This is a genomic window from Shewanella sp. SM21 (genome assembly GCF_025654335.1).
Taxonomy (GTDB): Bacteria; Pseudomonadota; Gammaproteobacteria; order Enterobacterales; family Shewanellaceae; genus Shewanella; species Shewanella oncorhynchi.
In genome coordinates this window covers 41333-59198 of record NZ_JAKKRL010000017.1, presented here as the reverse complement: position 1 = coordinate 59198, position 17866 = coordinate 41333, and the positions used below count along the sequence as shown (strand labels likewise).

Annotated in this window: 18 protein-coding genes; 14 read left to right on the top strand and 4 right to left on the bottom strand. The window is 45.1% G+C overall.

Annotation, left to right across the window (positions count from 1 at the left end; translation table 11 throughout):
- Positions 1–218: 218 nt before the first annotated feature.
- Genes fliD through L5L94_RS19040 form a run of 10 tightly spaced genes read left to right on the top strand, consistent with a single transcriptional unit; the run spans position 219 to position 7206 of the window.
- Entirely contained in the window at positions 219–1565 is a 1347-nt protein-coding gene (fliD, locus tag L5L94_RS19085) for a flagellar filament capping protein FliD (protein WP_131523397.1), read from the top strand.
- Between the two features lie 13 nt (positions 1566–1578).
- The gene (gene fliS / locus L5L94_RS19080; protein WP_113940812.1) at positions 1579–1959 is read left to right on the top strand and encodes a flagellar export chaperone FliS; all 381 of its coding nucleotides are present in this window, start codon (positions 1579–1581) and stop codon (positions 1957–1959) included.
- A complete protein-coding gene (locus L5L94_RS19075) occupies positions 1928–2254 on the top strand; it encodes a hypothetical protein (protein ID WP_113940811.1) in 327 nt (108 codons plus the stop codon). Before fliS ends, L5L94_RS19075 begins: the two co-directional genes overlap by 32 nt.
- Positions 2244–3428 carry a flagellar hook-length control protein FliK gene (locus L5L94_RS19070; RefSeq protein WP_263164603.1) on the top strand — a complete coding sequence of 395 codons (1185 nt, stop codon included), beginning with the start codon at positions 2244–2246 and terminating at the stop codon, positions 3426–3428. Before L5L94_RS19075 ends, L5L94_RS19070 begins: the two co-directional genes overlap by 11 nt.
- A gap of 16 nt (positions 3429–3444) precedes the next feature.
- Positions 3445–3912 (top strand): flagellar basal body-associated protein FliL, encoded by a 468-nt coding sequence (fliL, locus tag L5L94_RS19065; RefSeq protein WP_263164602.1) that lies wholly within the window; start codon positions 3445–3447, stop codon positions 3910–3912.
- Between the two features lie 11 nt (positions 3913–3923).
- Positions 3924–4640, top strand: coding sequence for an RNA polymerase sigma factor FliA (locus tag L5L94_RS19060; RefSeq protein ID WP_113940808.1), 717 nt, complete (start codon positions 3924–3926; stop codon positions 4638–4640).
- Positions 4641–4663: 23 nt separating this feature from the next.
- A complete protein-coding gene (gene motA / locus L5L94_RS19055) occupies positions 4664–5521 on the top strand; it encodes a flagellar motor stator protein MotA (protein ID WP_113940807.1) in 858 nt (285 codons plus the stop codon).
- Positions 5521–6441 (top strand): flagellar motor protein MotB, encoded by a 921-nt coding sequence (locus tag L5L94_RS19050; protein WP_263164600.1) that lies wholly within the window; start codon positions 5521–5523, stop codon positions 6439–6441. Before motA ends, L5L94_RS19050 begins: the two co-directional genes overlap by 1 nt.
- A gap of 34 nt (positions 6442–6475) precedes the next feature.
- Complete coding sequence (locus L5L94_RS19045; RefSeq protein ID WP_219251928.1) at positions 6476–6910, top strand: pilus assembly protein PilZ; 435 nt, start codon at positions 6476–6478, stop codon at positions 6908–6910.
- 8 nt (positions 6911–6918) lie between these two features.
- Positions 6919–7206 carry a hypothetical protein gene (locus L5L94_RS19040; RefSeq protein WP_113940804.1) on the top strand — a complete coding sequence of 96 codons (288 nt, stop codon included), beginning with the start codon at positions 6919–6921 and terminating at the stop codon, positions 7204–7206.
- A 64-nt stretch (positions 7207–7270) separates the two neighbouring features.
- Here L5L94_RS19040 and L5L94_RS19035 read toward each other — a convergent pair whose 3' ends face one another.
- From L5L94_RS19035 to prmA, 4 genes are all read right to left on the bottom strand, one after another.
- Positions 7271–10285: a UvrD-helicase domain-containing protein gene (locus L5L94_RS19035; RefSeq protein WP_263164598.1), complete on the bottom strand. Its 3015-nt coding sequence runs from the start codon at positions 10283–10285 to the stop codon at positions 7271–7273.
- Between the two features lie 342 nt (positions 10286–10627).
- Positions 10628–10933: a DNA-binding transcriptional regulator Fis gene (fis, locus tag L5L94_RS19030; protein ID WP_006083371.1), complete on the bottom strand. Its 306-nt coding sequence runs from the start codon at positions 10931–10933 to the stop codon at positions 10628–10630.
- Positions 10934–10949: 16 nt separating this feature from the next.
- Positions 10950–11918: a tRNA dihydrouridine synthase DusB gene (dusB, locus tag L5L94_RS19025; RefSeq protein WP_105250428.1), complete on the bottom strand. Its 969-nt coding sequence runs from the start codon at positions 11916–11918 to the stop codon at positions 10950–10952.
- A 174-nt stretch (positions 11919–12092) separates the two neighbouring features.
- Complete coding sequence (gene prmA, locus L5L94_RS19020; RefSeq protein WP_105250427.1) at positions 12093–12974, bottom strand: 50S ribosomal protein L11 methyltransferase; 882 nt, start codon at positions 12972–12974, stop codon at positions 12093–12095.
- Positions 12975–13427: 453 nt separating this feature from the next.
- On the opposite strand from prmA, the gene L5L94_RS19015 reads away from it, so the two are divergent.
- From L5L94_RS19015 to L5L94_RS19000, 4 genes are all read left to right on the top strand, one after another.
- On the top strand, positions 13428–14150 hold the full coding sequence (locus tag L5L94_RS19015; RefSeq protein WP_131523403.1) for a fumarate reductase cytochrome b subunit: 723 nt from the start codon (positions 13428–13430) through the stop codon (positions 14148–14150).
- Between the two features lie 171 nt (positions 14151–14321).
- Positions 14322–14993: a fumarate reductase cytochrome b subunit gene (locus L5L94_RS19010; protein ID WP_263164596.1), complete on the top strand. Its 672-nt coding sequence runs from the start codon at positions 14322–14324 to the stop codon at positions 14991–14993.
- Positions 14994–15085: 92 nt separating this feature from the next.
- Complete coding sequence (locus L5L94_RS19005; RefSeq protein WP_263164593.1) at positions 15086–17092, top strand: fumarate reductase flavoprotein subunit; 2007 nt, start codon at positions 15086–15088, stop codon at positions 17090–17092.
- Positions 17092–17823, top strand: a complete 732-nt coding sequence (locus L5L94_RS19000) for a fumarate reductase iron-sulfur subunit (protein WP_113940800.1) — start codon at positions 17092–17094, stop codon at positions 17821–17823. Before L5L94_RS19005 ends, L5L94_RS19000 begins: the two co-directional genes overlap by 1 nt.
- Positions 17824–17866 lie beyond the last annotated feature (43 nt).

Sequence of the window (17866 nt, the reverse complement as noted above, 5' to 3'; positions counted from 1 at the left end):
ATGTATTGGTCGGTAGTCGCTAAACCCGAGATTGAAACCTATAAGGTTCATGTTTTAGTGGGTAATTTTCGATAACACAAAGTGGAAGATGGTTTTCCTGTTTAAGTGTCCATGCGGAAGTATTTAGCTGTGTTTTGGCCAGTTAATTATTTTAATTTCTTTAAAAACAGTAACTTGTTTTTGGCATGCGTTTTGCTCTAGAACGAGTGGAGGTAGTCATGATTTCAGGTATGAATGCAGCACAATTTGCTCAGCAACTGATTGGCGCAGACCGCGCAGGTAAAGATACGCTTTACAAAGGTAAGCTAACTGCCAGCAAAACACAGTTAGATGCTTATACGTTGCTCGAAAATAATATGAAGAAGATGGCCACTAAGCTGAGTGAAATGGGTGGCGATGCAGCTAAAGGCAAAATTGCTACGGTTACGGGCGAGAATGCGACCGCTACAGTTAAATCTGATGCGCCTAAGGGCAACTATGATTTGAGTGTGCATAAACTTGCGCAAGCGCATCAACTGACTAAAGCCTATTCCTCTGAAAGTGAATTGTTACCAACGTCGGGCATTATCAGTATTCAAGTCGGTAGTGATCCGACTAAGCGTATGGAAATTGATTTGGCAACGGTTAATGGCGGTGCGGCTATTTCTGTGTCTCAGTTACGCGATGTGATCAATAAACAAGTGGGTAATCCTGGTGTACAAGCGTCATTAGTGCGCACAGGTAACCAAATCGAATTTATGCTGTCTTCAAAGGAATCGGGTGTCGCGAATCAAGTGAAGGTAGAGTTTAACGGTGCCGATTGGGGCATGACAGAACGTCGTGCAGCACAAGATGCGGAACTCACATTAAACGGTATCAGTATTACCAGCAGTAGTAACTATCTAGAAAATGTTGTTGATGGTGTCAGCCTCGAATTAGTCAAGGTGCATGCGGCTGGTGAAAGCAGCATGATTAAAGTCACAGACGATTTTGAAGCGAATAAGAAAGCGGTTAAGGATTTTGTCGATTCATTTAATTCTTTAATGACGCAAATTAATCAATTAACTCGTTCTATGGGCGTTAAAACCTCTGACTCTGGCTCTTCCGATAAAGATAAGGAAGACAAAAGCACTGCAGTGAGTGAAGCGCAAATTGGTGTGTTGAAGGGGGATACCTCTATTCGTCTTCTCCAGTCTAAATTACGTGATTCTGTATTTGCAACGGCTGCTAATGGCATGCGTTTGTCTGATATCGGGATTGAGATTGGACGAGACGGAAAACTAAAAATTGATGATGCTAAGCTGACCGATAGCTTTAAAAGTGATCCAGAAAAAGTACAAGCCATGTTTACTGGTCCTGACAGTTATATCAAAAGCATAGAAAAGACCCTAAAACCTTTTACACAGTTTAATGGCTATATCGATCAAAAGCAGGAAGCGCTAAATAAGCAGATTAAAAGTGTGAATGACAGTATGGCGCGCCATGATTATCAAATGAATCAAAAGTATCAGATTTATTTAACCCAGTTTACGGCAATGGAATCCACCATTAATCAGTTTAATTCCGCAAGTCAGTTGTTTTCATAGGAAGCAGTAAAAAATGTTAAATGAGTACGATCCATTTAATGCCTACAAGCAAACCGCTTTAGATGCACAAGTAGCGGCAGCAACAACCCATGACATGGTGCGTATGTTACTTGATGGTTTATTGGAAGAACTAGAGCGGACCGCTGGCCATATGGAATACCAAAGGTTTGAGGCGAAAGGAATGAGTATCCATAAGTGCCTTAATATCGTGCATGGCTTGGACTCTATGCTTGACCTTGAAAATGGTGGTGAGGTTGCCGTGAGCTTACATCGTCTCTATGACTTTTGTAGCCGTCAGCTTGTCAGCGCCAGTGTCGAAAACAGTGCTGAAGCGCTAGTTCCTGTGACTCAGGTGATTACGAATGTCAGAGAAGGATGGACAAATCTCAATTAAGCAGTGGGCGCGTTTTGCGAATGCTTTACGCCAATATGCAGATGCTCAGGATTGGGAAAGCGTCCGAAAAGTGAACATCGCTTTGATCAAAGCACTGCAACAGGCTGGTGAGGCTCATGATATTGAGCAGAAATTGGCACGTGCAGAATTAAAGCGGGTTCATTCCCAAGTGCTACAAGAGTTGATCTTGGCTCGTGATGAATTAGCCGCTGAAATGGGCCGCTTTAAGGCGCAACAACCAGGTTTAGCCGCCTATCAATTAACACAAGTAAGTGGAGCTTTGGATGATCTCTGATCTTCTTTCAACTCGTCCTGTTGGCACAAATACCAGCTTGACGACTAAAGTGGCAAGTGTAGTTGATCAAGATAAATCAGAGTCATTTACCTTGTTGGGGTTGCCAGTCGGATTGTCTGCAGCGCCTCTCCCGTTAGAGGGGACTCAGTGGACTCAGAATGGCGAACATACTTTAGAAAGAGATGCTGATACTTTTTCAAATCAATATGTTAATAGTAGTTTCATTGATTCGGCTCCTTTTGCGTCTATAGTTCCTGCTGCACAGGGATTGTCTCCGTCACTGTTAAATACTGAGATTAACTCAGTGCCTATTATTCAAGATGGCTTAGCCGCCACGCCTCAGGCTAGTCTCGTTTCACCGACTGCTGTAGCGCCGTTTGTTCCTGTGATTTTTCCCGCAGAAACTGTTAAAGCGGATCCGATAGGTCGAACTCCTGCGTCTTTAATTGGGCTTTTAGCCACAGATCAAAGAGGAACGCTATTTAGTTCAGGGATGACCTCATCTATGGCTCTTGCAGGAAGTCGTACTCAGCCTGCGGGCATGAGTGGCGAATCCTTGAAAATGAGCGGCGTATTTACGCAGGATTCAACGCTGGCAACTTTCTCTGGGGATTTTGAGCATTTGAAATCTGACTCGTCAGTGTTTCAGCGTGTGTTGGCAGAACTTAGGGGGCATGAAGTTAAAGATATTAATGCGATAGGATCTCAGCAGGTTGCGGGTACGCAGGCTGCAAGTGCTACTCAATGGGGCCCTGTATCTCTCACTCCCATGGCTTCTTTAGCGCAGCACTCTCAGGAGATCCTTACTCCCTTAAGAGAGCATCTTCGTTTCCAAGTCGATCAACATATTAAGAAAGCCGAATTAAGGTTAGATCCGCCAGAGCTGGGCAAGATTGAGCTCAATATCCGTTTAGAGGGCGATCGTTTACAGGTGCAAATGCATGCAGTAAATCCGGCAATTCGAGATGCATTACTCAATGGTTTGGATCGTTTGAGAGTGGATTTAGCAATGGATCATGGCGGTCAAATTGATGTCGATATTGGTCAAGGTGAATCGCAACAGCATCAACAGGAAACTGCATTATTCTCCTCTTCGATAGCGGCTGAAACTACAACGGATAATGTAGTCGATGTGATGGCGAGAGAGAAATCCCAATTAGATTTATTGGCTTAAGTGCCGGAGTCGTTTCATGGCAATTTTAAAATCTCGTTTAGTAAAGGTAATTTTAGCGTTACTTGTGCTCATTAGTTCGACCGCAGGTGCATTTTGGATTAGGACAAGTAGTGGAGATTGGAAGCTAACAGAATTCTTTGCTTCCAAACCTGAAGTCGAACCTGTACCAGTTGCCAAGTTTTACCCCTTAGAAAAGTTTGTGATATCGATTCCTGGGGATAAGTATCCCCATTACATGCTGCTTGAAATGTCATTAAAAAGCCGTAATCCCAATATGAAAACGGTGTTGCTGGAGTCAGATCCACTTATACGAAACGCTATGATGAAGATGTTCTCACGTAAAACATTTGAGCAGTTGAACCACTTAGATCAGCTTGACAGTTTACAATCAGAGGCGTTGATATTGATGGTTAAAGTGCTGTCAGATAACCAATTACCGTCAGATATTGATGAAGTACTCTTTACTCGCATGGTGATCCAGTAAGAGGCCTTATCATGACAGCAGCAGGCCAACTCGCATATCAACAAACCTGTGATTATCCAGTCGAAGAGCGTCAATCTGAACAACAGATTATTCGACAATACTTGCCATTAATCAAACGTATAGTCTCGCAGATGCGCAGTCACTGCGGTGTGATGTTATCCCTCGAGGATATGGAGCAAATTGGCATGATGGCCTTGCTTGAGTCATCACGTCGGTATCCTGGCGAGCTGGATAATGGATTTATTTCCTTCGCTGGGCAACGTATTCGCGGTGCCATACTCGACGAGCTGAGGCGGCAGGATTGGCGTCCTAGACCTGTTAGACAGCAGGCCCATGAGCTTAATGATGTTGTTAGACGTTTGAGTCGAGAGATGGGACGTGAACCAAGCGATCTTGAAGTGGCCAGTGCGCTTGGGTTGAGCGCGGAGGATTATCGGGAACGTTTATACTCGACGCAAGCAGAGTCGATGAAAAGCTTAGATGAGTTACTATTGGGCGGTGATCATCCAGTAGACAGAAGTAATGATGTTGAGCGGTTAATGCTGAAGCAAACTTTGATCAAAGTTATTTCAAAATTAAATGAAAGAGAACAGCTAATTCTGTCGCTTTACTATCATCATGAGCTGAATTTAAAAGAGATAGCTATGGCATTGGGATTGACTGAAACGCGTATTTGCCAGCTGCATAAATCAGCTATTTCACAGTTAAAAACAATATTGCAGCGCTAAAGTTTAAAAGTGAGAAGATCGTAATGAGTAAACTAGTTGGGCTGTTAATCATTTTAGCTTCTGTGTTTGGCGGATATGTTTGGGCTGGTGGAGCTTTATCTGCATTGTGGCAGCCTGCTGAAATTTTAATCATTATGGGGGCCGGAGTAGGGGCTCTTATTATTGCTAACCCGCAATCAGTATTAAAAGAAATGCTTGAGCAGTTAAAAGAATTATTTAATAAGGGCAAAGAAGATCCTGAATTATATCCTCAGTTATTTCCTTTGATGGGCACTTTAATGGCTCAGATCCAATCTCAAGGCTTAAAAGTGCTCGATGAACATTTAGAAAATCCTCATCAGAGCTCTATTTTTCTAATGTACCCAGCCGTGCTCAATCACCCAAATGTTTTACAGTTTTTAATTGATAACTTACGAGTGCAGTCTATTGGGAAAATATCTCCCCATGACTTAGAGCATATCCTAGAAGAAGAGATTCATCGAATAGAAGAGGACAGATTACGACCATCGGAAGCTTTTAGTAAGGTGGGGGAGGCTATGCCTGGCTTTGGTATTTTAGCTGCTGTTCTCGGTATTATCATTACTATGTCTAATATTGATGGCCCAATTACTATGATTGGTGTCAAAGTTGCCGCGGCATTAGTCGGTACATTTATCGGTATTTTCGCGTGTTATTGTTTCTTCGATCCAATGTCAAAGGCATTAGAACATCTGGTTGATCGCAAATCGGCACAGCTTCGGTGCATAGCCGCTATTTTAGTGACCTTTTCAAAAGGTAAACCACCAATGATGGCTATTGATGCGGGACGGAAACAAATACAAAGTGAAAATCGTCCTTCATTTATCGAGTTAGAACGTTGGATGGAAGGGCAGAGAAGCTAATGCTCCATAAAAATGAGCCGATTATTATCAAGCGGCGAAAGCGAGGAAAGCGTAATCATGGGCATGGTGGTGCGTGGAAAGTCGCTTTTGCCGATTTCACGCTTGCTATGATGGCGCTCTTTATGGTGCTGTGGATCATGCAAATCGCAGATCAAAAAGAGCGAACCATGATAGTGCAGTATTTACGTGGAGATATGAATCCCACTGGTCCAATGAATCCATTTGAGCTAAGTCAGTCATCTTCGATTATTGATTTAGAAGGAAATATGTCTATTGCTCCTCCAATCATACCTTCCAATTCTATGCCTAGAGGTTCGGAGTCAGAAGGATTAGAGGAAGGTGCGCTCATCCCCGGGCAATTTGATACTCAGGCGCAATTAACTGTGCTCGCCAGAGAATTGAATCGAGTCGTGCAAAGCTCGAGCATGGCTGAGAACATTTCTGTGACTATTGTGCCTCAAGGCATACGCATCTTAATTCACGATAATGTGAATCAATTTATGTTTACGCGGGGCAGTGCACAGATGCAGCCCTATTTTGAAGAATTACTTTTATCTTTAGGGCCTATTTTAAAAAATATAACTAATAGCATGGTTATTTCTGGTCATACGGATTCAACGCCTTATGCGGGCAGTTTATTTACTAATTGGGAATTATCGAGTGAAAGAGCACTATTAGCACGAAGAGTGCTTGAGCGTGGCGGTGTTAAACGCGATCAGGTTATTCAGGTGACGGGTATGGCTGATCAGGTTCCTTACATCACTTCGGATACTGCTGCGGCGGCTAATCGTCGGATTGAGGCGCTTATTTTAACCTCCTCTGCTGAACAGTTATTAAGAGGCATGATTGGCGCTCCGAACGATACAGTCCCAAGTGGCGTTACAATCAACGAAATTAAGCGCCAAGCAAACACTCGCTAGTGTTAATATCTGCTCTCATTTGTTAGGGATGACTATGAATCTGTATGAAGAGTTTGTACATTCTGAGGATGAAGTTGAAGCGACCCCTGAGTATCAGATTATTGAATTTGATAATCGTCGAACTCATCAAAGATTTAGCCTGAGACGAAATAAAAGAGCGCCACTCGCATTTGCATGCGATGGCCTGACAGTAAATTTATCAACAACTCGCTGGTTTGTTATTACGCCGATTGGAACTGCAAATATAAAAGATATTAGCATTGGCGGTGTTGGGATTTTGTGCAATGAACCACTATCAGTAGGGAGGAGATTCTATATTGAACTTGAGCAAACACGAGTCTTATGTGAGGTAACTCGAGAACACACGATTAAAGGTCGATTGAAGTTCTTAGGCGCTCGCTGGATTTATCGTGATAAAGCTGAAGTCCAGAACTTGATTGATGCAATTAGACTACGGGCGAAAATATAGGATATGCAATGGCTGCATCTTTTCATCGAAACGGCTCGGATAAATTACAGAAGGTCTTTCTGTATCTTATTCTGCTGAATTGGCTATTGCTTATTATTGTTGCACTCAATATGAATACATTACGCTTTAGCCATGGTGTTATGATTTCAATTATGATTTTTATCTATAATTATTTTCTGGCTCATTTATGTTTTATTCGTGCTGCCAGAGCGCAAGATGCTTATCTTATTTACCCAGTGGTTATTGGCGCACTCAGCTCCTTTTTCCTCGTTGTTTATTTCTTCTTTTTACTCTAAATCCCCTGCCTATAAAAATGAGTTGCGACTCATTGTTATAGGCTTTTGTTGAGCATTTTTGCATTTAGCTCACATGCTTTTTGGGTCGCTCGCTTGGGAGCGATAACTTGGCCTTGTTTAGAATATTCATGCAGCTGGGTAGGTTTTGCCCGCGGTAATTGCGACAAGCCCAAAAGGGGCCGAATCGACCATCCTTTAACAGCATATCGCCACCACAGAGGCTACAAAGTGGTGCTATATGACCACAGTTCTCATTCAAACATACCTTAAAGCCAGCAAAGCGTGTGCGGGTCATTGGGCTATCACAGAGCTCACAACCTTCTTCCTTGTGATCGCAAAGGGGAAAATGTGAGCAGGAATAAAACGATTTAAATTTTCCCGTTCTATGCTTAAGCGTTCCCGTGCTACAACGCACGCATTTTATGTCTTCAAATAACCTTTGTACTAAAGAGGTGCTGAACTCATCTTGTTCAATTGCGTAGCCTTTTGTAAGCATTTCGGTGACGAATGGGCTCACGTCTGTCATATCGGCAATCACATAGGCGCGGTGTTTTGCCCGCGTTAACGCGACATAAAACAGTCGACGTTCTTCTGCAAATTCAAACACTTCCGTTTTTGGTAAAAATGCATCTAGTATCGGAGGAGTGACTTTCATTGAAGGGAAGCCATGCATTCCCGTTTTCATCCCCATGATCACCACATAATCGGCTTCTTTCCCTTTCGAAGCATGAAAAGATTGGCACTCAATCTTCAAGTTGGGATATTTAGCTTTAAGTTGGTTTACTTGGGTTTTATCGGGTAGCTGAAACCAAAAACGTGCCAGTAAATAGACGCTTGCTACGCTGTTAAGTTTGTCACTTCTAGCATTTATCCTTGCACTAATGGCCGTTAATGCTTGTTCCAGTGCATTTGGGCTTGGTTCATTTAGGTTTGACTGCTCGTTTTCTCCGCGGCGTAATATTGAGACTGCAGGGTAGGCGACCTGCATGAGGGAGCGAATGTCCTTCCTCAATTGCGTGGGATTCTGGGTGACAAACTGAGTGGCAACTTGCCCAATACTACTGTTAAACCTAAAAGTCAGATCCAAGTAGCTTTGGGCTGTTGGGCCAAAATATTGGCTAAATTGCGTGGTTAAACTTACATCTGCACCGCTAAAACGATAAATTGCCTGCCAGTCATCCCCGACACAAAATAAAGACGCCAACGCTTTAGAATGGGGCGCACAGGAATCCCTCAAGGCACGCACTAAGCGGGCACGTGGTTCTGAAATATCTTGGAACTCATCCACCATAATAAAACGCCACGGGCTAATAAATTGCCCGCGTTGTAAATACGTCAACGCTTTACCTATCATGTCCTCAAAATCAATGTCGCCATTTATTGCTAAATGCTGCTCATAGCGCATGAGTATAGGCTCAAGCAGTTCGAATGCCTTGCGGGTCTGCTGAGCATCGGCGGCGCGAGCAAATACACCCTCAAGCCCATGTTCATCAAGGCAAGCCGCTTTATACAGCCCTATCAGCTGACTAAACATTTTTGCCAATTCGGTCACGCGGCCAAGTTCATGTAGGGTTGCTAGTATGGCTTCATCGGGTAAGGGCGCATATTGTACTTTAAAGACCTGTAAAGCTTGCTCAAGCTTACTGATTAACAACCCTTTTTTATGTTGGTAATAAAATAGCTCAACACACTTAGTGCCATGCTGTTGATGTAGCTGGCGTTTCCATGCCATCGATTCCAAGTATTTCTGGTTATCGATATAAGGAGCGGTATGCTGGTGTTCATCAATACCATAGTATTCAAGATAAATTTGGTATTCAGGTAGATAGAAATCGGGTTGATACTGACGAAAATCAATACTGCGCACATCATGCTCGTACTTAGCTTCATAGACATATTCGATGCCATTGCTAAATAGCCAGTTGGCAATGTAGAGCTCACCAAAGCTTTTGACTCGCTCACCTTTAAGACTGCGAATATCGTTATCATTCAAGTATTGAAAATACTCGCCTTCCATATCGAACTCGAATGGGCTTTTTTCAACATAATAGAAACGACTGAAGTACTCGAAAAGCTGTTTACGGTAAGCCTCATTTTCAATCAAAGTCTCAAGGGTATTGTGCACCCACAGCTCTTTGGTTTTGTCATCCTCCGCTAAAGGGGACAAACTCGGTTTTGCTCGCTCAACGTCGGCGATAATTTTTGAGCCTAAACTGTGGAAGGTGCTCGCCTTGATATCATCCGTACCGAGCCTGTTTTTAATCCGCTCATCCATCTCGTCAGCCGCTTTACGGCCATAGGCTAATAGCAATATTTCATCGGCTTTTGCTTGACCACTCTTAAGCAAATATCCTGCTCGACCAACCATCACACTGGTCTTTCCCGTGCCTGCGCCTGCTAATAACAAGTTATTGTTATCATCGATAATACAAGCTCGGCGCTGTTTTTCGGTTAAGGGATTAGATTCTACATGCTCAAAATAGTCAGCAAATTTAATGAGCTGCGACTGAATATAATCTTCACGCAGTTGCTTTATATCGGCACGAGTCCAGCGGTGGATTTGCTTAAGCCTCGCTAACACTGTGTGTAAATGTGCAGACAATGGCAGGTTTTCACACCAAGGGAACCAACGCTGATATTCGCGCGCGACTCTGGCTTGTATCATTTCCACCCGTGATTCACGTAAATAAGTGTGTGTCAGTGTCTTATCCACTTTCGCCATTAACTCAGCAACGCGCGGCCCATTGGCATTTGCCCAATACTGTGCGATTTGATAGCTAAATTGATGTTGTGCAAAATAGCTGAGAAACGGCAGTTGATAGGCTTTGCCTAATACCGTGAAACCGAGTAGATAACCTAGTGGACTTAAGGTAAAAAATGGTGGGGAATCGAGCTGTTGCCAGGTAAAACATTCGTCAGCTTCTACTTTGTTAGCGCTGCGAGAGTGAGCAAAAAAGCCGCCTTTAGTGCGATTAATGCTAATACCACTCGTGGTGAGTTTTACCGCATCAGCTTTGCCAATAAAGAAACGGCCAAACCAACTGTGTTTGATATCTTGTTCAGAGTGATTCAATGACAATGTAAAACCTACGGCTAAAAAGTTTTAGAATTAACAGACTGATTTATAAATGCATTATAACTTAAAACCCGATGGCTCGTGTTAAGGTTGTGCTATGGGCTGTATGGATTATTTATTGATTTTGGTCTCTAGAGCAGCTAAGTGCATTGTATTGGTGAATGATGTCTTAGTTGGCGTGAGAGGCGTGGCAAACCAAGCATGATGGTAACTGTGTAACTATGTGCATAAGAAGGGCGCGCATTAGAAAGGTTTACATTAGAAAATGGTGTATCAGAAAGCAAAAAAGCCTGAATCTCTTCAGGCCTTTTCTTTTTTTCAATACAACAGCTTAATCCTTGCGGATTAATTCATGCCGTATTTTTTCAATTTTTTACGCAGAGTACCACGGTTGATACCTAGCATGTTTGCTGCGCGGGTTTGGTTGCCACGAGTGTGTTGCATGATGATGTCAAGCAGAGGCGCTTCAACTTCGCTTAGCACCATTTCATAAACTTCTTGTGCTTCCTGACCGTCCAACTGTGCGAAGAAGTTAGTTACGGCACGCTTGACGGCGTCACGTAATAACTGGGGCTTGATAGTGCCGTTTGCGGTTTCGATTTTGCCAACGGTAAGCTGGTGAACTTCTGTGTTAGTTGTCTGATCAAACATTCTATTCTGCTCTTTATTAATTCTGTACTAATTCATCAAAATAACATTCCACGAGGGAATACTGTTCTGCAGCGGTTTCCAGCCGATTAAAGTCAGCCCTAAATTGGCGCTGAGCTTCTTGGTCTAGGTACCATCCCATATGTTTTCTGGCGAAGCGGATACCCTTGTATTCACCATATAAGTCATACAGTTTGGTGAGGTGTTCCAGCATCACTTGACGCTGTTCGGCAACCTCAATGGGCGCTAGCTTATTACCCGTTTCCAAGTAGTGCTGGATTTCTCTGAAAATCCAAGGCCGTCCTTGAGCACCCCGTCCTATCATCAAGGCATCGGCACCGGTGTATTCCAGCACAAAGCGGGCTTTCTCCGGACTGTCGATGTCCCCATTGGCGACAACAGGAATCGAGACATTCTGTTTGATTGCTTTGATCGTGTCGTACTCGGCGTTGCCTCTGTACATACATTGTCTCGTGCGGCCGTGAACGGCGAGCGAGGCTATGCCACAATCCTCTGCAATCTGGGCGATTTGAACACCATTCTTGTGCTCTGGCTCCCAGCCGGTGCGAATCTTTAACGTGACAGGCACGTTCACTGCGGCGACCACGGCTTGTAAAATCTCTTTTACCAGCGGTGGATTTTGCATTAGCGCCGAGCCTGCCAGCTTTTTATTCACTTTTTTCGCCGGGCAACCCATGTTGATATCAATGATGTGAGCACCTTGTTCGACATTGAACAAGGCGGCTTGCGCCATTAAATCAGGATCAGCCCCTGCAATTTGCACTGAGCGGATGCCTTCCTCGCCAGAATGCGTCATGCGCTGGCGGCTTTTATCTGTATCCCAAACCTCGGGATTGGATGAAAGCATCTCGGAAACCGCTAAGGCTGCGCCATAACGAAGACAAAGATTGCGGAAGGCTTGATCGGTGACACCTGCCATTGGTGCCACGATCAGCTGATTGTTCAGTTGATAGGGTCCAATCTGCATTTTATGTTTCACCTTAGCTCTTCAAAGGGGCGCTATAGTAGCCCTTTTTGTTGGCCGTGAAAAGGTCAATAAATGACCTAGAGGTAATTTTTTTTCTTGACTTTTAATCGACGAGAAGTCAGAGGCTAAATTGTTGGAAGCCAGCGGTGGCGCATGTTGCGCCACCCTTTAGCGCTATTTACGCTTACCTGTCAAGCGGCTCCAATCTTCTTTGTGAGCCGCTGCGTCCATATCGAACCATTGGCTATAAAAGTCAGAGATTTCTTGGGCTTGTTCTTTGAGGAGGCCGGAAAGGGCAAGTTTGCCACCGGTTTTTACGCGTTCTGCGATCAAAGGCGCTAATTCACGCAGAGGGCCTGCAAGAATGTTAGCGACCAGTACGTCGGCTTTGAGATCGGCGGGTTGGTCTTCTGGTAAGTACAACGCCAGCTTGTCAGCGACATCATTGCGCTCGGCGTTGGCACGCGAGGCGTCGATGGCTTGATAGTCGATATCGATACCTGTGACTTTTTTCGCGCCCAGTTTCAGTGCGGCTACGGCTAAGATGCCTGAACCACAGCCAAAATCGATCACTTCTTCATCGCTTAAATCTAAGCTGTCTAGCCACTCTAAACACAGTGCTGTCGTAGGGTGAGTGCCAGTACCGAAGGCAAGACCCGGATCTAAGATCACATTAACCGCGGTTGGATCAGGGATTTCGCGCCAGCTTGGGCAGATCCATAAACGTGTGCCAAATTGGATTGGGTGGAAGTTATCCATCCATTCGCGTACCCAGTCTTTATCTTCAATTTGTTCGACTTTATGGCTGAAGTTCTCACCGAGGAAAGGCAAGGTTTTCAGCATGGCGATGGTCGGTGTCAGATCGGTTTCTGCATCGAATAAGGCCACTACCACGGTATCGCGCCACAGTGGGGTTTCGCCTAATTTAGGTTCAAAAATAGGGGTATCTTTACCGTCTTCGAAGGTGATAGAGACTGAACCTTCTTCCATGAGCAAGTCGCTGATGGTTTCAGCGTCATCGCTATTGGTGTTTATACGGAGTTGGATCCAAGGCATGGGGGCATCCTGTGACTGGTGTTCATAAACTAAGGGTTCAAAATATCGCGGTATTGTATACCCAAACTATCCCAAAATGCAGGATGTAGCGGGAATTTAAAGCGCTTTAGGTAAGGTCGTTTGGTTATCACTAGGCTTTAGGTTCGACGACTGGCTATCCTGGTATTACGCTTTTGTCTATACAGACAAGGGGTTAGCTGGCGGGTATGGATTGGTGTTAAAAAACGAATTGTCAGTTTCATTATTTGATATAACACTATGAAAAGTATTGGTTAATTGGTTTTACCTTTGTTTGGTTTTGATACGTTTTTTGTGATCATCTTCTAAGAGTTTAACTCCGTCAGGTGAGTTGGCTCACGCTTTAAATCTGTGACACTCAAGCCTGATTTGAGTTGCTGCTATGGTGTAGTTTGCCAAGAGGTGCCAACGATAAACGACATAGGTTAATTCAAGATGACAAGCATAACTCGAGTTCACAATAGGGTGAGTACACCGCTAGGTCATCCTTGGTCGGCTAAGGCTGATAGGCTGCAGAGTGCGACAGGGATTATGCTTGGCAGCTTTTTACTATTACACATGCATTTTGAATCGAGTATTTTGCTGGGTAAAGAGGCTTTTTATCGGGTCGTTCAGTTGCTTGAAGGTGGAATGTTTAGCAGCACAGGACATGGTTTTCCTATAGTCACTAAAGTGTTTTCAGTGTTTATGTTATTGGTGGTGATAGTACATGCTGCTGTGGCGCTGCGGCGTTTTCCGGCGCAGCTAGGGCAATGGCGAGCCCTGCGTTCGCACATGGGGAATATCAAGCATAAGGATACCCATGCGTGGTTTTGGCAACTGATCACTGGCTTTATCTTATTTTTCCTCGTTCCAGTTCATCTCTTCACTATGATTTTGAATCCCGAAATTGGCCCGCATTTATCGGCTGAGCGGGTTTATCACGATAATGCTTGGTTGCTGTATGCACTGTTACTTCCCGCTGTAGTGGTACACGCCATGATTGGTCTCTATCGCGTGGCGGTAAAGTGGGGCATAACCACTAAACGTTCAGGTCTACGAAAAGTCGCTAAGGTGTTGATTATATATCTGCTATGCCTTGGGACTGCGAGCCTTGTTTCATATCTATTTATCGGTAGCGAGCTCGATATTCCTGTGCAGCCCTTCGTACCTGAGTAGGCTTTAAGCCAGCAGCAGGATTTTGTTTCACTGCTATTATTAAGCATTAGGTTAATTATTCAGCACTCAATTGATCTGGCTCACGTTTTCGTGTGGATGTGTGAGCGATATTAGTTTGCGATAAGACTTAATGAGATTGGCTCGATAAGGTCAACGGCGTGAGGCGATAGGATGGCGATCAAATTAAATATTAAAAAATGGAGTGCTTGGCTGGATTTAAGCCAGAGTTTGTCAGGGGTAATACTCGCAGTCTTTTTGTGGACCCACTTAGTGTTAGTGTCATCGATTTTATTGGGTGCGGATGCCATGAGTTGGGTGGCACGCACCATGGAGCTGAGTTTTCTGTCCGCTGATGGACGCGGTTATCCTTGGGTAGTGACTTGTATTGCCATTGGTATTGCCATTTTGGCGTTAGTGCACGTGTTAGTGGCATTGCAAAAATTACCCATGAGTCTGCGTCAGCAAAGGGCTCTACGCCAACAAATGCAAGTGATCAACCACAGCGATACTCGCTTGTGGCGTTGGCAAGCCATTACCGGTGTGGTGATTCTACTGCTGTTGCCTGTGCATTTGTGGCTTATTGGCTCGGCTCCCGAAACCATTGGCCCTCAGGGAAGCGCCGATCGTATTTGGAATCAAGGTGTCTGGATGGTGTATCTGCCTTTACTGTTCACTGTGGAGTTACATGCAGCAATTGGCATTTACCGTGTGGCTTTGAAATGGGGCGCGGCGCGGGATCTCAACAACCGCAGTCGATTACGTAAGATCAAGACCATAGTGAGCGTGCTATTTGTCACTGTTGGCGTCGCCTCACTCCTGGCATTTTTACCCTACGCGAGTTAATTCCGCTTTTAATCAATGATTAAGCTAATCAGTGAATAGAATGTCGAACATAAAAAACAGCACAAAACAATAGACCTCATTAAGGAGCAGGCGTGAAACTGATTTATACCGATTCATTGGTGGTAGGAGCTGGGCTCGCGGGCTTAAGGGTCGCTATCGCTTCGAAAGAGCGTGGGCTTGATACTTTAGTTCTGTCACTCATTCCTGCAAAACGTTCCCACTCTGCTGCCGCTCAAGGGGGGATGCAGGCGAGTTTAGGCAATGCCGTTAAGGGAATGGGCGATGATGAGGATGTGCATTTTCAAGATACGGTAAAAGGTTCCGACTGGGGCTGTGATCAAGATGTCGCACGGATGTTTGCCCATTGTGCACCTAAGGCAGTACGTGAGCTGGCCAATTGGGGTGTGCCTTGGTCTCGGGTGACTGCTGGCCCGAGGGAAGTGATAGTCAATGCGCAAAAAGTCACGCTACATGAGGCCCAAGAAGCCCATGGTCTTATCAACGCCCGTGATTTTGGCGGGACTAAAAAATGGCGCACTTGTTATACCGCCGACGGTACAGGTCATTCGCTGTTATACGCTATGGATAACAAAGCGATTTCCATGGATATTCCCGTCCATGAACGTATCGAAGCCTTGGCACTTATTCACGATGGTAAGCGTTGCCATGGCGTGATTGCTCGTTGTTTGATTACGGGTGAACTTAGAGCCTATGTGGCTAAGTCCACTACGATAGCCACTGGTGGTTATGGCCGAATTTATGAAGTGTCGACCAATGCGATCATCTGCGAAGGTATTGGCCAAGCGTTGGCATTGGAAACGGGCGTGGCAAGGCTTGGCAATATGGAGGCGGTACAATTCCATCCCACTGCCATTGTACCCGTGGGCATTTTAACAACGGAAGGGTGCCGTGGTGATGGCGGCTTATTGCGCGATAAAGACGGTTATCGCTTTATGCCTGACTATGAGCCCGATAAAAAGGAGTTGGCATCGCGGGATGTCGTATCGCGTCGCATGACTGAACATATACGTAAAGGTAAGGGCGTCGATAGCCCTTATGGCCCCCACCTGTGGCTAGATATTACCCTTTTAGGTCGCAAGCATATTGAAACGAATCTTAGGGAAGTGCAGGAAATTTGTGAGAATTTCCTTGGCATCGATCCCGCTAAAGATTGGATCCCTGTACGCCCAACTCAGCATTATTCTATGGGCGGTATTCGGACTAATGCCACAGGTGAAAGTCCGCAGCTTAAAGGCTTATTTAGCGTAGGAGAGGCGGCTTGTTGGGACATGCACGGCTTTAACCGTTTAGGCGGTAATTCGTTGGCCGAAACCGTGGTTGGCGGCATGATTATTGGTAAATATGTCGCCGATTTTTGTGAGAACAATAGCCTTGAGATCGACACTCAGCTTGCTGAACAGTTTATGCAGCAGGTGCAGAGTGAAATCGATGTGCTGGTCGAGGGTGATGGTCACGAGAGCGCCTTTGAGCTCAAGCGCGAAATGCAGCGCATCATGATGGATTATGTGGGGATTTTCCGTAATGGCCCCGAGCTTGAAAAAGCGGTTGCCGAGCTAAAAGTGTTGCTCGAGCGTTCGCGTAAACTCGGACTTAAGTGTAAAAAGCGTCACGCCAATCCTGAGTTAGTTGAAGCCCTGCGGGTCAAGCGTATGCTAAAAGTGGCGCTAACCGTAGCCTGCGGCGCAGCGGCGCGAACAGAGAGTCGTGGTGCCCATGCTCGCGAGGATTATCCGCAGCGAAATGATCGAGACTGGCTGAATCGCACCTTGGCCAGCTGGCCGGATCCCGATGCACTCGAACCTGTGCTTAACTACGAAGCACTCGATGTGATGAAGATGGAACTCCCGCCGGGTTATCGTGGTTATGGCATCAACAACGCCATAGTGCATCCCGATACCGAAAAGCGTGAACAGCAAATTGCCGAGATTTTAGCTGAGCTAGGTGATGATGCTGACCGTTATCAAAGGCAGCGGGCTCTTATGCCCTTTGAATTACCCGAGAGCTTACAACCCAATAATGAACGTTTAAGTGATACTTTAAAAAGTCCATCTGCCAATGCGTTAGGAGAAAAATCATAATGAGCCAAGGTCGTCAGTTAACCTTTAATATCTTTCGTTATGATCCGCAGGAGCCAAACGATAAGCCGAAAATGGTGCGTTATCAGCTCACCGAAACGCCGGGGATGACGGTATTTATCGCCCTTAATAAACTCAGGGAAGAACAAGACACTTCATTGCAGTTCGACTTTGTCTGTCGTGCTGGTATCTGTGGTAGCTGCGCTATGGTGATCAACGGTTTCCCGACGCTAGCTTGCCGCACCTTAACAGCCAAATACCCTAAGGGCGAAATCACCTTAATGCCGCTGCCAGGTTTTGAGTTGATTGGTGATCTCTCGGTTAACACTGGTAAGTTTATGCGGGAACTGGCCGAACGCTTAAAGCTGTGGTTACACCCTAAGGCCAATGATATAAGCGTGCATCGGCTTGAAGATCCTATGGATCCAGATGAAGCTGCGCGTTTGTATGAGCTAGAGCGCTGCGTTGAATGTGGCGTGTGTGTTTCTGCCTGTGCGACTAAACAAATGCGTGAAACTTTTGTCGGCGCTGTGGGCATGATGAAAATCGCTCGTTTTGAGATGGACAGCCGTGACGCTCGTACTGCCGAGGATTTTTACCATGTGATTGGCAATCAGGATGGCGTGTTTGGCTGCATGACTTTACTCGGCTGCCAAGACAACTGTCCTAAGGATTTGCCACACATGCAGCAAATCGCGTATTTACGCCGCAAGATGGCCATGACTTTGATTTGATAAGTGATAAATGATGAAAAGCGCCAACGTGTTTGGCGCTTTT

Coding starts and splice junctions, on each gene's coding strand:
- L5L94_RS19060 (WP_113940808.1), top strand. CDS start 3,924: ATGACAGCAGCAGGCCAACTCGCATATCAACAAACCTGTGATTATCCA.
- L5L94_RS19010 (WP_263164596.1), top strand. CDS start 14,322: ATGGCGATCAAATTAAATATTAAAAAATGGAGTGCTTGGCTGGATTTA.
- L5L94_RS19015 (WP_131523403.1), top strand. CDS start 13,428: ATGACAAGCATAACTCGAGTTCACAATAGGGTGAGTACACCGCTAGGT.
- L5L94_RS19070 (WP_263164603.1), top strand. CDS start 2,244: ATGATCTCTGATCTTCTTTCAACTCGTCCTGTTGGCACAAATACCAGC.
- dusB (WP_105250428.1), bottom strand. CDS start 11,918: ATGCAGATTGGACCCTATCAACTGAACAATCAGCTGATCGTGGCACCA.
- L5L94_RS19075 (WP_113940811.1), top strand. CDS start 1,928: ATGTCAGAGAAGGATGGACAAATCTCAATTAAGCAGTGGGCGCGTTTT.
- prmA (WP_105250427.1), bottom strand. CDS start 12,974: ATGCCTTGGATCCAACTCCGTATAAACACCAATAGCGATGACGCTGAA.
- L5L94_RS19000 (WP_113940800.1), top strand. CDS start 17,092: ATGAGCCAAGGTCGTCAGTTAACCTTTAATATCTTTCGTTATGATCCG.
- L5L94_RS19045 (WP_219251928.1), top strand. CDS start 6,476: ATGAATCTGTATGAAGAGTTTGTACATTCTGAGGATGAAGTTGAAGCG.
- fis (WP_006083371.1), bottom strand. CDS start 10,933: ATGTTTGATCAGACAACTAACACAGAAGTTCACCAGCTTACCGTTGGC.
- fliS (WP_113940812.1), top strand. CDS start 1,579: ATGTTAAATGAGTACGATCCATTTAATGCCTACAAGCAAACCGCTTTA.
- fliL (WP_263164602.1), top strand. CDS start 3,445: ATGGCAATTTTAAAATCTCGTTTAGTAAAGGTAATTTTAGCGTTACTT.
- L5L94_RS19050 (WP_263164600.1), top strand. CDS start 5,521: ATGCTCCATAAAAATGAGCCGATTATTATCAAGCGGCGAAAGCGAGGA.
- motA (WP_113940807.1), top strand. CDS start 4,664: ATGAGTAAACTAGTTGGGCTGTTAATCATTTTAGCTTCTGTGTTTGGC.
- fliD (WP_131523397.1), top strand. CDS start 219: ATGATTTCAGGTATGAATGCAGCACAATTTGCTCAGCAACTGATTGGC.
- L5L94_RS19040 (WP_113940804.1), top strand. CDS start 6,919: ATGGCTGCATCTTTTCATCGAAACGGCTCGGATAAATTACAGAAGGTC.